Here is a 14,550-nt window from a genome sequence, read left to right on the forward strand (position 1 = left end):
TGCGAGGATGCCCGTGTCTCAGATAACGGGCTGGTGGAATATGGAAAAATATCGGTCGATCAATCCATCTCTGTTTAGCACAATATCTGGAGTAGAGTTTGTTTCGAGGTACCAGATGGTTGTTTCATTCGATCAGCTGGATAGAGTTTCAGGCGTAGGAACCTACACGCCGATTAAGTAGCGCGCCGTTGGGCGCACCAATCATTAGTTTGATCGACCGGCTGTTTAGGTCTTCGATTGAATACCCGCGCCCGCCATGCGCATGCGCGGGGGGCCCTTTAGCCGCGCCGCCGTCTGCGCCTGCGACCGCCCTCTGCGGTGCCATCGCCGCCGCCGGTGTTGAAGTCGACATCGGGCAGTGCGACCACGCTTTCCAGGATCGGGAAGGGTTCGGCGGAATTCGGTATCGCGGAGGCATTGACGAAATGCTCCTGAAACCGCGGCTCGACGGCGGTTTCTACTTTCTCGATTGCTCGCACCGTTTCCTCGATCTCGCGGCGGGCCTCTGTGTTGAGTAGCGCAATCCGCGCGCCGGTGCCTGCGGCGTTGCCCGCGCTGGTGACCTTTTCAAGCGGACAATCGGGGATCATGCCCAGCACCATCGCGTGTTTGGCCGAGATATGCGCACCAAAGGCCCCGGCCAGAACCACGCGGTCCACAGTATCGGCGCCGAATTTGTCCATCAGTAGCCGCGCACCGGAATAGAGGGCTGCCTTGGCCATCTGGATTGCACGGATGTCGGGGTTGGTGACGGTAATGGTCGGCCCGCCATCGGCGGACCCATCCCAGAGCACATAGGCGTTGGTGCGCCCGTCCTGAATACAGCGCGACGATCCCGTCTGCTCGGCCGAACCAATGAGGCCCGAGGCATCCAGAACACCCGCAAGGCGCATTTCGGCAATCGCTTCGATGATACCAGAGCCACAGATGCCGGTGATCCCGGTGGTGGCAACCTCGGCTTCAAACCCCGGATCATCCGACCAGAGATCCGATCCGATGACGCGAAAACGCGGCTCTTTTGTGACGGGGTTGATCTCGACCCGCTCGATGGCGCCTGGCGCGGCGCGCTGACCGCTGGAGATCTGCGCGCCCTCGAACGCTGGGCCGGTGGGGGAGGAACAGGCAAGCACCTTTTCTTTGTTGCCGAGCAGGATTTCCGCATTGGTGCCCACATCGACCACCAGCACCAGATCCTCGGATTTGTCGGGTGCTTCGGAGAGCGCAACAGCGGCGGCGTCGGCCCCCACATGACCTGCGATACAAGGTAACAGGTAGACGCGGGCCGCCGGGTGAATGTTGAGATCCAGCTCGCTGGCCTTGAGGGACAGAGCATTCGATGTGGCCAGGGCAAAAGGCGCCTGACCAAGTTCGAACGGATCTACGCCCAGAAAAAGATGATGCATCACAGGGTTACAGACAAAGACCGCATCTACGATCAACTCACGGTCGACCTGTGCTTCCTCAGCGATCTGGGTAAAAAGCTGCCGCATCCCTTCACGGACGGCGCGGGTCATTTCCTGATCGCCGCCCTTGTTCATCATTGCGTAGCTCACCCGGCTCATCAGGTCTTCTCCAAACCGGATTTGTGGGTTCATAATACCGGAAGAGGCGACGACTTCGCCGGTTTTCAGTTCGCACAGGTGCGCTGCGATGGTGGTCGAGCCAAGGTCAACCGCCAGCCCATAAAGACTGCCTTCGTAGAGACCCGGCCAGATGTGCATAATGCGGGGCGGCGTGGTCTCGTCCCCCAAGTGAACCGCAACCGTGACTTTCCAGTTGCCTTTGCGCAAAATCGGCTGCATGGCCTGCAGGATATGCAGATCACACTGGGCGTTCTCGATTTCCCACTGTACGCGTAACGCCTCGACCAGACGTTCCAGATCACCAGATGGTTTGTGCATGTCCGGTTCTTCAACCTCGACATAAAACAGCCGGGTCGAGGGGTTCATGACGATATCACGCGCTTCGGCCCGTTTTCGGACGACCTGTCGATGGACCTGGCTTTCCGGCGGGACATCGATGACCACATCGCCCTCGATCTGGGCCTGACAGCCAAGGCGCCGCCCGTCAATGAGGCCACGTTTGTCCTTGTAGCGCTGTTCCACCTTGTTCCAGGGGCTTAACGCATCTTCTTCAACCGTCACGCCGAATTTAGAGAACTCGCCGTAAGAGGGCGTGATTTGGCATTTTGAGCAAATGCCCCGCCCGCCGCAGACGGAATCAAGATCCACGCCCAGCTGGCGCGCGGCGGTCAGAACCGGAGTTCCAACCGGAAACCGCCCGCGTTTGCCGGAGGGGGTAAACACAACAAGAGGATCGTCAGCCATGCCTGTGCCTTCACTGAGTGCGCTGTTTCAGCGGAGCATAAGATCTTTTTGCCCAAGGAAAAGGCGGCCCGCGTCATTTTGCGGGTCGGCACCGGCATTTTTTGAAAAGACACATCGAAAATGCCGGTTCTCGGAAGTGGCAACTCACCCGGAGCATTAAGATCGGTCAAGCCAGTCCAGAATGGCCTGCCGGTCTCCGTCCAATGTCGGTGCCGGGGCACGGGTCGCGGGATCTTCAAGGGCAGACATCTTGATCGGGTTTCCGGCGGCCGTGTAGGCCGGAGCACCGGATTCATCGAGAACATCAACCACCATGTTGCGCGCCAAAAGCTGTGGGTCCTGCAAAACCTCGGCCACGTTTTGAATTGGACCGGTGGGAATGCCTGCGGCCGTAAGAAGCTCGATCCAGTGCGCCGCTGGCTTGTCTATTGTCACGGCCTCGATCAGTCGTTTCAACAGGCGTGCGTGGGTGCAGCGCTCGGGGTTGGTGGCAAAGCGGGGATCATCGGCCAGTGGAAGCCGAAGGGCCTCGCAGAGTATTGCAAAAAGCGTATCGTTCCCGGCGGCAATGACGAACAACCCGTCGCTGGCATGGAATGTCTCAAACGGGGTGATCGAGGGATGGCGCGCACCAGAGGGGCGCGGCGGCTCTCCTGTGACCGAGGTGATGGCGATGGCATGTTCCAGCAGGGCAAGTTGGCTGTCGAGCATGGCCACATCGACCTTTTGCCCTGTTTCGGTCTTCTCAAGATCAATCAGGGCAGCAAGTATGCCTTGCACCAGATACATGCCTGCGACGATATCCCCGATCGAGGCTCCAACGCGCACCGGTTCACGGTCTTTCTCACCGGTGATCGACATAACCCCACCGCGCGCTTGAACCACCATGTCATAAGCCGGCTTCAGGGCGTCCGGGCCGGTATGTCCAAAACCTGAAACCGCCCCGTAGATTAGCCGGGGAAAGCGGGCATGGAGATCCTCCCAGGCATAGCCCAGCCGCTCCATCACACCGGGGCGGTAATTCTCAAGAAGCACATCCGCCCGCGCCAGCAGGCGGTCGAAAATCGCACGGTCATCCTTGGACTTGAGGTCCAGCGCGATGCTTTGCTTGCCGTGGTTGATGGTCGCAAAGTAGGCGCTGTGCCCGTTCTTGAAGGGTGGAAAGCTCCGGGTGTCATCGCCAATGCCGGGGCGTTCGACCTTGATCACCTTGGCGCCAAGATCCGACAGGATCATCGAGGCATAGGGCCCTGCCAGCACATGGGTGAGATCTACGACGGTTACGCCTGCAAGAGGTCCGGACATGGGCGTGGGTCCTTTGATTGTTTGCGCGCGAAAATGTGATTTCGATATGCGTGCTGTGTGACAGTGGCATTTCAATCGTACCTTGACGCAGATCAGACGCCAATTTTCAATCTACGCGGAATTATTGCCGGGGCCTCTTTTCCCTTCCGCGCTTCTGTGCAATAGGGTCACCGCCAAACGGGGTTTTGCATGGGGATGACAAATGCAGATTCGTGAGGCTCTCACCTTTGATGATGTTCTTCTGGTTCCGGGGGCGTCCGAAGTGCTGCCAAGCACAGCGGATACGCGCACCCGCGTGACGCGGTCGATCTCGCTCAATATTCCGCTTCTGAGTTCGGCGATGGACACCGTCACCGAGGATCGCATGGCGATTGCCATGGCCCAGGCCGGCGGGATGGGGGTCATCCACAAGAACCTCGATGTGGCAGAACAGGCGCGTCAGGTGCGCCGGGTAAAGCGCTTTGAAAGCGGGATCGTCTACAATCCAATCACTTTGACCTCGGATCAGACCCTTGCGGATGCCAAGGCGTTGCAGGAACGCTACCGCGTGACAGGTTTCCCCGTCGTCGACAGCAAGGGCCGTGTGGTCGGAATCGTCACCAACCGCGATATGCGCTTTGCCAGCGATGACAAGACGCCGGTTTCGGTGATGATGACCTCGGACAACCTCGCGATCCTGCAAGAGCCGGCAGACCGCGAAGAGGCGAAATCCCTGATGAAGTCGCGCCGGATCGAAAAGCTCCTGATCACCGACAAGAATGGCAAGCTGACCGGTCTTTTGACCCTGAAGGATACCGAGCAGGCGGTTCTGAACCCCACTGCCTGCAAGGACGATCTGGGCCGTTTGCGCGTTGCAGCGGCCAGCTCGGTTGGCGATTCCGGCTTTGAGCGCTCGGAGGCGCTGATCGATGCGGGCGTTGACATCGTTGTCGTTGATACCGCCCACGGGCACTCGGCTGGTGTTATCCAAGCAGTCAAACGCATCAAGGCCCTGTCCAACGAGGTGCAGGTCATTGCGGGCAACGTCGCCACCGCCGAAGCAACCCGCGCGCTGATCGATGCGGGAGCCGATGCGGTCAAGGTTGGCATCGGGCCGGGGTCCATCTGCACAACGCGTATGGTCGCGGGTGTTGGCGTGCCGCAGCTGACCGCCATCATGGACTGCGCGGGCGCGGCGGGGGATACGCCGGTCATCGCTGATGGGGGCATCAAGTTCTCGGGCGATTTTGCCAAGGCTATTGCCGCTGGTGCCTCCTGTGCGATGGTCGGGTCGATGATCGCGGGCACGGATGAAAGCCCTGGCGAGGTGATCCTCTATCAGGGTCGTTCGTTCAAATCCTATCGCGGCATGGGGTCCCTGGGCGCCATGGCGCGCGGCTCTGCCGATCGTTATTTTCAGAAAGATGCGGCCAGCGACAAGCTGGTGCCGGAAGGGATCGAAGGGCAGGTGCCCTACAAGGGTTCCGCCAGTGCCGTCATTCATCAGCTTGTTGGTGGCCTGCGGGCTGCCATGGGTTACACCGGTTGCGCCACCGTTGAGGCGATGCGCCACAACTGCAACTTCGTGAAGATCACCGGCGCGGGCCTCAAGGAAAGCCACGTCCACGACGTGCAGATCACCCGCGAGAGCCCGAACTACCGGATCGGGTGACCCTGATGGGGGCCGCTCTCCGCTTCGGGGCAGGGGCATGACCCCTGCCGCCCGCCTGCAGGCGGCGATTGAAATCCTGGATCAGGTGATCGAGGGCAGCCCGGCAGAAAAAGCACTGACGGGCTGGGCCCGGCGTAGCCGCTTTGCAGGGTCAAAAGACCGCGCTGCCGTGCGCGACCATGTGTTTGCGTGCCTGCGTGCGATGCGATCCTTTGCCGTTCTGGGCGGCAGCATGACGGGGCGGGGCCTCGTGCTTGGTATGCTGCGTGAGGCAGGGACAAATCCTGATGCGCTGTTCTCCGGTGAAGGGCATGCACCGGCGCCGTTGAGCGAAGCAGAGCGCGCTGATTCGCGCCCTTTTGCCAGTCTCGCGGAAGAGCTGGATGTCCCCGACTGGCTGTGGCCCGCCTTTGAAAGCAGTCTCGGAGACGATGCACCCGCTGCAGCGGCGGGATTGCGAAGCCGTGCGCCCGTTCACCTGCGTGTCAACCTCCGCAAGGCGAGCAGCGATCAGGCCATCGCTGCTTTGGCTGAGGACGGCATTGCCGCCGAGCCTCATTCAGCTTCTCCTACGGCGCTGGAGGTTAAGGAGGGCGCGCGCAAACTGCGTAACGCGAAGGCCTACAAAAATGGTCTCGTGGAGTTGCAGGATGCTGCCAGTCAGGCCGTTGTCGACCTATTGCCCCTGTCTGATGGCATGAAGGTGCTGGACTACTGCGCGGGCGGTGGGGGCAAGAGCCTTGCGATGGGCGCGCGGGCGGATCTGAAACTCGCGGCATATGACATCGACCCGGGCAGGATGAAGGATCTGCCCGACCGGGCTGCGCGAGCGGGGCTGTCGGTCAAATGCCTGTCTACGGGTGAGGTTGCTCAGGCGGCGCCCTATGATCTGGTTCTATGCGATGCGCCCTGTTCCGGATCGGGATCCTGGCGGCGCGCGCCAGAAGGAAAATGGCGTCTCACGCGGGAGCGGCTGGATGAGATCCGCGCCATTCAGTCTAGCATATTGGATAAGGTCACGTCGCTTGTGGCCCCGGATGGGATGCTTGCCTATGCAACCTGCTCTATGCTCGACGAAGAGAATCACACTCAGGTTGAGAGGTTTCTTGCGCGTTCGCCTGAATGGAAGTTGCTGTGTGAACGCGCGTGGCGGGTTCAGGACGGCACTGATGGCTTCTATGTTGCTCTGTTGACGCGAACGAAGCCGGATTGATAAGTATCGATCGTAACAGGGCGGAGTGTCATTAACGTCGCCTTAACCTTGATCGCTGCGTATTGGCGGCATCTTGTCCCTTTTTACGGAGCCGCAATGACAGGTCGTCCTACTTCCTTCGTTCCTTCATTGCGGGTCGCATCCCCAGAACAAAAGCGCCTTGCTGTCGTTGGTCTGCTGGCTTTTGTGCTGCTGGTGTCACCCTGGCTGATCGCCGTTCCCGATTGGGTGGCCCGTGGCCTGATGGCTGTCTCGCTGACTCTGGTGGCGGTGGCTCTGTTGATGGTTGTGCAGGCGCGTGTCCGGCTCAATGCGCGGGCCATGGCAGCGGATCTGTTGACCGGTTTTATCGAAAAGGACGCAACTCCGACGTTTGTCACCGACGATGAAGGACGGATTCATGCCTGCAACAATGCCTCGCTGAAACGGTTCGAAGACGCGAAGCGGGAAACACTCGCGGGAACGCTGCGTTCGGTGCTGGCCAATCCCTCGGCGGTGCTGTTCCGTCTGCAAAGTCAAGCGGCCAAGGTAGGCTCGGCGCGCGAGGATATCGTCACACGGCGCGGCCATGTGCGCCTCGCCGTGCATCAGATGCAAGGGGGAAGCTTCCTGTGGCGCGTCGAGGATATCGCCGAACGCAGCGGCTCCGGCCGGGGGGCTGAGGCGGTTCCGATTCCGATGATCACGGTTGGGCGGTCGGGTGCCGTTCTGTTCATGAATGAGGCGGCGCGGAAACTTATCGGAGAGCGGGTCAAATCCACCGAGCGGCTGTTCAGCGCCCTTCCCGTCAGTTCGGGTCAGGTCAATACCATAGTCACCAAGTCCGGCCCGGTCGAAGTGCTGGTGACGGAAAGGAACAGCACGCAAGGACGCCGAGAGCTTTACATGATGGAGGTGGATGCCGCCGGTCTCGGTTCTTCGAACGCTGGCTTCGAGAACATGCCTGTTCCCTTCCTCAAGGTGGCGCCATCGGGAGACATTCTTTCGCTCAACAAGATGGCGGTTCGACTATTGGGTGTTGAGCCGCGCGATGATCTCAAAATCGGACAGTTGATGGAAGGGCTTGGACGGCCGATGTCTGACTGGCTGCGCGATACGGCGGACGGTCTTGCCTCCAACAAATCCGAATTCCTGCGGCTCTCGCGCCGTGACAAGGAGGTTTTTGTCCAGGTGACGCTGACCCGAACCTTTGAGGATGGGGTCCCGGTCCTGATTGCGGTCCTGAACGATGCGACCGAGCTCAAGACGCTGGAAGCGCAATTCGTTCAAAGCCAAAAAATGCAGGCGATCGGCCAGCTTGCCGGCGGCGACGCTCATGACTTCAATAATCTGTTGACCGCAATTTCTGGCCACTGCGATCTGCTGTTGCTCCGCCATGATCAGGGGGATCAGGATTACGGTGATCTGATCCAGATCCATGAGAACGCCAACCGGGCGGCCTCGCTTGTCAGCCAGCTTCTGGCGTTTTCACGCAAGCAAACGCTGCAGCCGGAAGTCTTGGATGTGCGCGATACACTGTCTGATTTGACTCATCTTTTGAATCGTCTGGTCGGCGAAAAGGTGACGCTCACCCTGAGCCATGACCCGGTCATGCGGTCGATCAGGGCGGACAAGCGCCAGCTTGAACAGGTCTTGATGAACCTCGTTGTGAACGCACGGGATGCCATGCCGAATGGGGGCGAAATCCGGGTTGAAACCGAAGCTGTGAGCTTGAAGGAGCCGCTGGAGCGCGACAGGGCCACAGTGCCTGCCGGAGACTGGGTAACGATCAAGGTGTCCGACGAGGGGGTCGGGATCGAGCCGGATAAACTCCAGAAAGTGTTCGAACCCTTTTACACTACAAAGCGAACGGGCGAGGGGACCGGCCTGGGCCTTTCCACGGCGTATGGCATCATCAAGCAGACGGGGGGCTACATTTTTATCGACTCCGTCAAACAGCAGGGCACCCGTTTTACGCTGTTCTTCCCTGTTCACAAGGCCGACGCCACGGAGGCGGTGTCCACAGCGCCTTCAAAGCAAGACAATGCAACCGCGCAACACGGTGAAGGGGTCGTGTTGCTGGTAGAGGATGAGGCGCCGGTTCGTGCCTTTGCCTCACGGGCCCTGCGCATGCGTGGCTATACGGTACTGGAGGCCGAGTCGGCCGAGGATGCTCTGCGCACTCTGGAAGACCCGGGGCTTCAGGTCGATGTCTTTGTGACCGATGTGGTCATGCCGGGTATGGATGGCCCAAGCTGGGTGCGCGAAGCGCTGAAAGAGCGGCCCGATACCCGCGTAGTATTCGTTTCAGGTTATGCCGAAGGCGCATTCGGAGATGCCGAACCGGATGTTCCGAACTCGGTCTTCCTGCCCAAGCCCTTCTCGCTGAGCCAGCTGACAGAGACGGTTCATGCACAGCTCCATTGAACGGCTTTGCTGATACGGGGACACCGCTGCGGAACTGTGCCCGGTCAGGAGAGACTTTCATAGAGTTCGAAATCCTCAGCCCGTTTCCGGCGCAAGATGCGCTCGACTTCCGGACTTAGAGACAGATCCATTCGGGGACTGGCGTTCAGGGTTTCAAGGCTGATTTTAGTTTCAAGGCGGTCCTCCAGGAAAGCTCTGATTGCCCGCTGATCCTCATAGCGGAACAGATGTGTCACGCAGCAGCCATTGGGGCGACCCTCCAGAAATTTAGCTTGACTGCCGACATTTGCAAAGGCGGGCGCGTCCCCCTTGCAATAGGCACGGACAAAATCGTCAAAGGACAGCCCTTTGGTTGAAGTGGGTTTGCCATCCAGGAATGGACGCTGACGAAACCGATACCAGCTGCCCAGCCAATCGATTGGGTTACGCATGACTGCCATAAGTTCCAATTCAACACCGCAAACGCGTTCGAACATGGGACGCAGCCAGCGATTGTATCGATAAACCGGGGCGTGCTTCAGCTCCGGTGGATCTGCCATGACGATATCGGCGCGGTCTCTCAAAGCGGTCTGATAGGCCGTCGTTCCTGTCTTTGGAACCGACAGAAGGACGAGCCTTTCGTCATAAAAAACCATCATCTGAACCGAGCCTCGTGAAAATGCAGCGCAAAAAGCGACCAAATCCTGCCCCACATTGGCTTGCCAGGCGGCCTGCTGCAAGTTTGTTATTGCAATGTTCTCCTTTTGGTCCCATAAGGAACAAGAGGCGAACAAAGCAAGTGATTGCCGCGACCCCAAGGGTATGACAGATAGAAGGGGACAAGGGACTATGGCGGATCTTTTGACCATGAAAAACAAAGTGAGCGGTGACAAGCAAAAGGCGCTGGATAGCGCGCTTGCCCAGATTGAGCGGCAGTTCGGCAAGGGATCGATTATGAAGCTGGGCGATGGCAATGCGATCCAGGAGATCGAAGCCAGTTCGACCGGCTCTTTGGGGCTGGATATTGCCCTTGGCATTGGCGGTCTGCCGATGGGGCGCATCGTCGAAATCTACGGACCGGAAAGCTCCGGTAAGACGACGTTGACCCTGCATTGTGTTGCAGAACAACAGAAAAAGGGCGGTGTTTGCGCTTTTGTCGATGCGGAACATGCGCTGGATCCGCAATATGCGGCCAAGCTTGGCGTGGATCTCGACGAGTTGCTGATTTCTCAACCCGACACCGGTGAACAGGCGCTGGAGATCACCGATACCTTGGTGCGCTCGGGGGCCGTGAACATGGTGATTGTGGACTCGGTTGCGGCGTTGACGCCCAAATCGGAACTCGAAGGGGACATGGGTGATTCCAACGTCGGCGTCCAGGCCCGACTTATGAGCCAGGCCATGCGCAAACTGACTGGATCGATCAGCCGTTCCAAATGCATGGTTATCTTCATCAACCAGATCCGCATGAAAATCGGCGTGATGTTCGGTTCTCCCGAAACCACCACGGGCGGTAACGCGCTCAAATTCTACTCGTCTGTACGCCTCGACATTCGTCGTATCGGATCGATCAAGGATCGGGATGAAGTCGTCGGAAACGCAACACGGGTCAAAGTGGTCAAGAACAAGGTGGCACCGCCTTTCAAACAGGTTGAGTTCGATATCATGTATGGTGAAGGGATCTCCAAGATGGGTGAGCTTCTGGACCTTGGTGTCGCTGCCGGTGTTGTGAACAAATCCGGCGCCTGGTTCTCTTACGGCGACGAACGGATCGGGCAGGGGCGGGAAAACGCCAAGCAGTTTCTGCGTGATCACCCTGAAATCGCCTATGACATAGAAGACAAGATCCGTGCGGCTCATGGGCTGGACTTTGATCGACCTGATGGCGCTGCGGATGATGACATCCTTGAGGGCTGACATTGGTAGGACTTGGTTGATTAACTGGGAAAAGGGTGCGGAATTGGCCGCACCCTTTTTCGGTTTCAGGGCAGTGGACAGTGCTCGCGCGGAGGGCTAAACCTGCGTGAAACCCTGACAAAGCCCGAAAAGGGATCCCGCATATGGCGACGCTGAACGATATCCGCTCAACATTTCTGAATTATTTTGCCAAGCAGGGCCACGAAATCGTGCCCTCCAGCCCGCTTGTGCCGCGTAACGATCCGACGCTGATGTTCACCAATTCCGGCATGGTTCAGTTCAAGAACCTCTTCACCGGGGTTGAGCATCGTGATTATAAACGCGCCACCACCGCGCAAAAATGCGTGCGTGCGGGCGGCAAGCACAACGACCTCGACAATGTTGGCTACACTGCGCGTCACCACACTTTTTTCGAAATGCTGGGGAATTTCTCATTTGGTGACTACTTCAAGACCGAAGCGATCCCTTTTGCCTGGGAGTTGATCACCAAAGAGTTCGGCATTGACAAGAGCCGCCTTCTGACCACGGTCTATCACACCGACGACGAGGCCTTTGAAATCTGGAAGAAGGTCGGCGTGCCCGAAGACCGGATCATCCGGATCGATACCTCTGACAACTTCTGGCAGATGGGGCCCACCGGCCCCTGCGGCCCTTGCACCGAAATCTTCTATGATCACGGTGATCACATCTGGGGTGGTCCTCCGGGCAGTGCGGATGAAGACGGCGACCGTTTCATCGAGATCTGGAACGTCGTTTTCATGCAGAACGAGCAGTTCGAAGACGGCTCTATGAAGGCACTGGACATGCAGTCCATCGATACCGGCATGGGGCTTGAGCGGATCGGCGCGCTTTTGCAGGGCAGCCATGACAATTATGATACTGACCTGTTCAAGGCACTGATCGAGGCATCCGCGGATGTCACCAACGTCGACCCATATGGTGATCAGAACGTGCATCACCGCGTGATCGCGGACCACCTGCGCTCCACCTCTTTCCTCATTGCAGATGGGGTGATGCCCTCCAATGACGGTCGTGGTTATGTGCTGCGCCGTATCATGCGCCGTGCTATGCGTCATGCGCACCTTCTGGGCGCCAAGGATCCGGTCATGCACCAGCTGGTGCCTGCGCTTGTGCAGCAGATGGGCGCTGCCTATCCCGAACTTGGCCGCGCCCAGGCTTTGATTCAGGAAACGCTGCACCTTGAGGAAAACCGCTTCAAGCAGACGCTGGACCGTGGCCTCAAGCTGCTGGACGAAGAACTTACCGGTCTGGAGGAAGGCGCGCCGCTGCCCGGTGAGGCGGCTTTCAAGCTTTATGACACCTATGGGTTCCCGCTGGACCTGACGCAGGACGCCTTGCGTGAAAAGGGGCGTGAGGTGGACACCGCAGGGTTCGATGCTGCCATGGCCGAGCAAAAGGCAAAGGCGCGTGCCGCCTGGTCCGGCTCGGGTGAAAGCGCCGACAGCACGATCTGGTTCGATATCGCGGATGAGCACGGCACGACCGAATTCCTGGGCTACGAAACCGAGAGCGCCGAGGGACAGATCGCGGCCATCGTCAAGGACGGCGCCATCGTGCGTGAGGCGGGCAAGGGCGATGTGGTTCAGGTTGTTCTGAACCAGACGCCGTTTTACGCGGAATCTGGCGGTCAGGTCGGCGACAGTGGTGAGATCCGTGTTGAAGGCGGGGAACTGCGTGTAACGGATACGAAGAAGGCCGCTGGCGTCTTCATCCATTTCGCCGAGGTGGTGCAGGGTATCGTGACCGTCAACGCCCCGGCGCAGCTGGTAGTGGACCATGTCCGCCGCAGTGCCATCCGGGCCAATCACTCGGCCACGCACCTGCTGCACGAGGCCCTGCGTGAGGCGCTTGGCGATCACGTGGCGCAGCGCGGCTCGCTCAATGCCGATGACCGCCTGCGGTTCGATTTCAGCCACGGCAAGGCGCTGAGCGGTGCAGAGCTGGCGAAAGTCTCTGCTGATGTAAATGCCTTCATTCGCCAGAACACCGCCGTTGAGACCCGCATCATGACCCCGGATGATGCCCGCGCCCTTGGCGCTCAGGCGCTGTTCGGTGAAAAATATGGTGATGAGGTCCGCGTGGTCTCGATGGGTCGCGCCGCGACCGGCAAGGGCCACGACAAGGAAACCTATTCGATTGAACTCTGCGGTGGCACCCATGTGAAGCAAACCGGTGATATCGGCACCTTTGTGATCCTCGGAGACAGCGCATCCTCGGCCGGGGTTCGCCGGATCGAAGCGCTGACGGGCGCCGCAGCCTCTGAGTATCTGGAGGCCGAAGCCGGGCGCATGGCCGAGGTTGCCGCCATGCTGAAGGCGCAGCCTGCCGATGTGATGGATCGCATCAAGGCGCTGATGGATGAACGCAAAACTCTACAGAACGAAATCTCGCAGTTGAAACAGCAGGTTGCTATGGGTGGCGGAGCCACGGGCGGTGTTGATACCAAGGAAATCGGCGGTAAGACCTTCCTGGGCCAGGCGCTGGAGGGCGTGTCGGGCAGGGACCTGCGTGGCCTCATCGATGCACACAAGCAAAAGCTGGGCTCGGGGGTGATCCTCTTGATCGCCAACGATGATGGAAAGGTCGCTGTTGCCGCTGGCGTGACCGACGATCTGACCGATCAGATTTCGGCAGTGGATGTGCTGAAGGCCGCCGTGCCCGCCGTGGGGGGCAAGGGCGGCGGTGGCCGTCCCGACATGGCGCAGGGCGGCGGCAAGGATTTCGCGGGGGCCGATGCGGCCATTGCGGCGGCAGAAAAACTTTTGGAGGGATAATCATGGGCGCACTTTGGATTGCTCACGTCACCGTCACAGACGCAGAGGCCTATGGGAAATACGCTGAACTGGCCGGCCCTGCCATCGCCAAGCACGGTGGTGAGTTCATCGCCCGCGGCGGCAAGTTCGTGCAACTGGAAGGCAAGGAGCGCCCGCGCAACGTGGTTGCCAAGTTCCCTAGCGTCGAGGCTGCGGTCGAATGCTACAACAGCCCGGAGTACCAAGAGGCGCTGGATCATGCGCGTGGCGCGTCCGAGCGCGAGCTGATGGTCGTTGAAACCTCCGAGTAGCGCAGCACCGATCGTATGATATGGAATAAAAGAGAGCGCGGGGTCCTCCTCGCGCTCTTTTCTATTTTATCAATAAGGGTTACGGGGGCTTCGGTCGTCTGAGAGGCTGTTCTGGCGTCGCTCCACCAACATCTCTATCGCGTCGGCCAGGTGCGCCTCCTGGATGTTGTAATCGCCCCGTTCCACGCGGATCTTGTGGGCCTCGATCATCACATCCGCATGGGTGCAGCCGACGGGCGGCTCGAACCTGTAACAGGCCAGTTCAATTAACAGCCCCATGGGATCTTTGAAATAGATCGAATCCATGAAGCCGCGATCCTTCGGGCCGGAATGGCCAATCCCGCGCTCGTTCAGCCGGGTTTCGATCTGAGAAAAGGTTGCTTTGCTCACGTTGAAGGCGAGGTGATGAACGCATCCCGGTTCGGTCGGGGTGCGGCGACGGTCGGGGGTGCGGGTTTCATTTGTAAAAACGGTGATGAGCCGCCCATCACCGGGATCAAAGTACAAATGCCCTTCATCCGGGTCGTCCAGATTGGGCTGATCAAAGACAAAGGGCATACCCAAAAGCCCTTCCCAGAAGTCGATGGATGTCTGCCTGTCGGCGCCGGTGAGCGTGATGTGATGAACGCCCTGTACCTGAATTTTGCGCATGCCGCGTCTCCCTTTG

The 14,550-nt window shown here is 59.2% G+C and carries 10 protein-coding genes; 6 read left to right on the forward strand and 4 right to left on the reverse strand.

Going from position 1 to position 14,550, the window contains the following annotated elements; all coding sequences use genetic code 11:
* Positions 1-278: 278 nt before the first annotated feature.
* Both INS80_RS15585 and INS80_RS15590 read right to left on the reverse strand, forming a co-directional pair.
* Positions 279-2,327, reverse strand: a complete 2,049-nt coding sequence (locus tag INS80_RS15585; protein ID WP_192966507.1) for an ASKHA domain-containing protein — start codon at positions 2,325-2,327, stop codon at positions 279-281.
* Positions 2,328-2,483: 156 nt separating this feature from the next.
* The gene (locus INS80_RS15590; RefSeq protein WP_192966508.1) at positions 2,484-3,632 is read right to left on the reverse strand and encodes a CaiB/BaiF CoA transferase family protein; all 1,149 of its coding nucleotides are present in this window, start codon (positions 3,630-3,632) and stop codon (positions 2,484-2,486) included.
* A 202-nt stretch (positions 3,633-3,834) separates the two neighbouring features.
* Here INS80_RS15590 and guaB point away from each other — a divergent pair, with 202 nt between their 5' ends.
* The 3 genes from guaB to INS80_RS15605 all read left to right on the forward strand — a co-directional run bounded on the left by guaB (position 3,835) and on the right by INS80_RS15605 (position 8,902).
* A complete protein-coding gene (gene guaB / locus INS80_RS15595) occupies positions 3,835-5,283 on the forward strand; it encodes an IMP dehydrogenase (protein ID WP_192966509.1) in 1,449 nt (482 codons plus the stop codon).
* A gap of 37 nt (positions 5,284-5,320) precedes the next feature.
* Positions 5,321-6,496 (forward strand): RsmB/NOP family class I SAM-dependent RNA methyltransferase, encoded by a 1,176-nt coding sequence (locus tag INS80_RS15600; protein ID WP_192966510.1) that lies wholly within the window; start codon positions 5,321-5,323, stop codon positions 6,494-6,496.
* A gap of 96 nt (positions 6,497-6,592) precedes the next feature.
* Positions 6,593-8,902, forward strand: coding sequence for an ATP-binding protein (locus INS80_RS15605; protein ID WP_192966511.1), 2,310 nt, complete (start codon positions 6,593-6,595; stop codon positions 8,900-8,902).
* Between the two features lie 44 nt (positions 8,903-8,946).
* Here INS80_RS15605 and INS80_RS15610 read toward each other — a convergent pair whose 3' ends face one another.
* On the reverse strand, positions 8,947-9,699 hold the full coding sequence (locus INS80_RS15610) for a gamma-glutamyl kinase (protein WP_369411419.1): 753 nt from the start codon (positions 9,697-9,699) through the stop codon (positions 8,947-8,949).
* Positions 9,700-9,730: 31 nt separating this feature from the next.
* Between INS80_RS15610 and recA the strand changes: the two genes are divergently transcribed.
* The 3 genes from recA to INS80_RS15625 all read left to right on the forward strand — a co-directional run bounded on the left by recA (position 9,731) and on the right by INS80_RS15625 (position 13,883).
* The gene (gene recA / locus INS80_RS15615) at positions 9,731-10,798 is read left to right on the forward strand and encodes a recombinase RecA (protein WP_192966512.1); all 1,068 of its coding nucleotides are present in this window, start codon (positions 9,731-9,733) and stop codon (positions 10,796-10,798) included.
* 143 nt (positions 10,799-10,941) lie between these two features.
* Positions 10,942-13,593, forward strand: coding sequence for an alanine--tRNA ligase (alaS, locus tag INS80_RS15620; RefSeq protein ID WP_192966513.1), 2,652 nt, complete (start codon positions 10,942-10,944; stop codon positions 13,591-13,593).
* Between the two features lie 2 nt (positions 13,594-13,595).
* The gene (locus INS80_RS15625; protein ID WP_192966514.1) at positions 13,596-13,883 is read left to right on the forward strand and encodes a DUF1330 domain-containing protein; all 288 of its coding nucleotides are present in this window, start codon (positions 13,596-13,598) and stop codon (positions 13,881-13,883) included.
* Between the two features lie 69 nt (positions 13,884-13,952).
* On the opposite strand, the gene INS80_RS15630 is transcribed toward INS80_RS15625, so the two are convergent.
* Positions 13,953-14,534, reverse strand: coding sequence for a VOC family protein (locus INS80_RS15630; protein WP_192966515.1), 582 nt, complete (start codon positions 14,532-14,534; stop codon positions 13,953-13,955).
* Positions 14,535-14,550: the final 16 nt, after the last annotated feature.

Origin of the sequence: Phycobacter azelaicus, from assembly GCF_014884385.1 — a bacterium.
Classification (GTDB): domain Bacteria; phylum Pseudomonadota; class Alphaproteobacteria; order Rhodobacterales; family Rhodobacteraceae; genus Phycobacter; species Phycobacter azelaicus.

Coding starts and splice junctions, on each gene's coding strand:
- INS80_RS15585 (WP_192966507.1), bottom strand. CDS start 2,327: ATGGCTGACGATCCTCTTGTTGTGTTTACCCCCTCCGGCAAACGCGGG.
- INS80_RS15590 (WP_192966508.1), bottom strand. CDS start 3,632: ATGTCCGGACCTCTTGCAGGCGTAACCGTCGTAGATCTCACCCATGTG.
- guaB (WP_192966509.1), top strand. CDS start 3,835: ATGCAGATTCGTGAGGCTCTCACCTTTGATGATGTTCTTCTGGTTCCG.
- INS80_RS15600 (WP_192966510.1), top strand. CDS start 5,321: ATGACCCCTGCCGCCCGCCTGCAGGCGGCGATTGAAATCCTGGATCAG.
- INS80_RS15605 (WP_192966511.1), top strand. CDS start 6,593: ATGACAGGTCGTCCTACTTCCTTCGTTCCTTCATTGCGGGTCGCATCC.
- recA (WP_192966512.1), top strand. CDS start 9,731: ATGGCGGATCTTTTGACCATGAAAAACAAAGTGAGCGGTGACAAGCAA.
- alaS (WP_192966513.1), top strand. CDS start 10,942: ATGGCGACGCTGAACGATATCCGCTCAACATTTCTGAATTATTTTGCC.
- INS80_RS15625 (WP_192966514.1), top strand. CDS start 13,596: ATGGGCGCACTTTGGATTGCTCACGTCACCGTCACAGACGCAGAGGCC.
- INS80_RS15630 (WP_192966515.1), bottom strand. CDS start 14,534: ATGCGCAAAATTCAGGTACAGGGCGTTCATCACATCACGCTCACCGGC.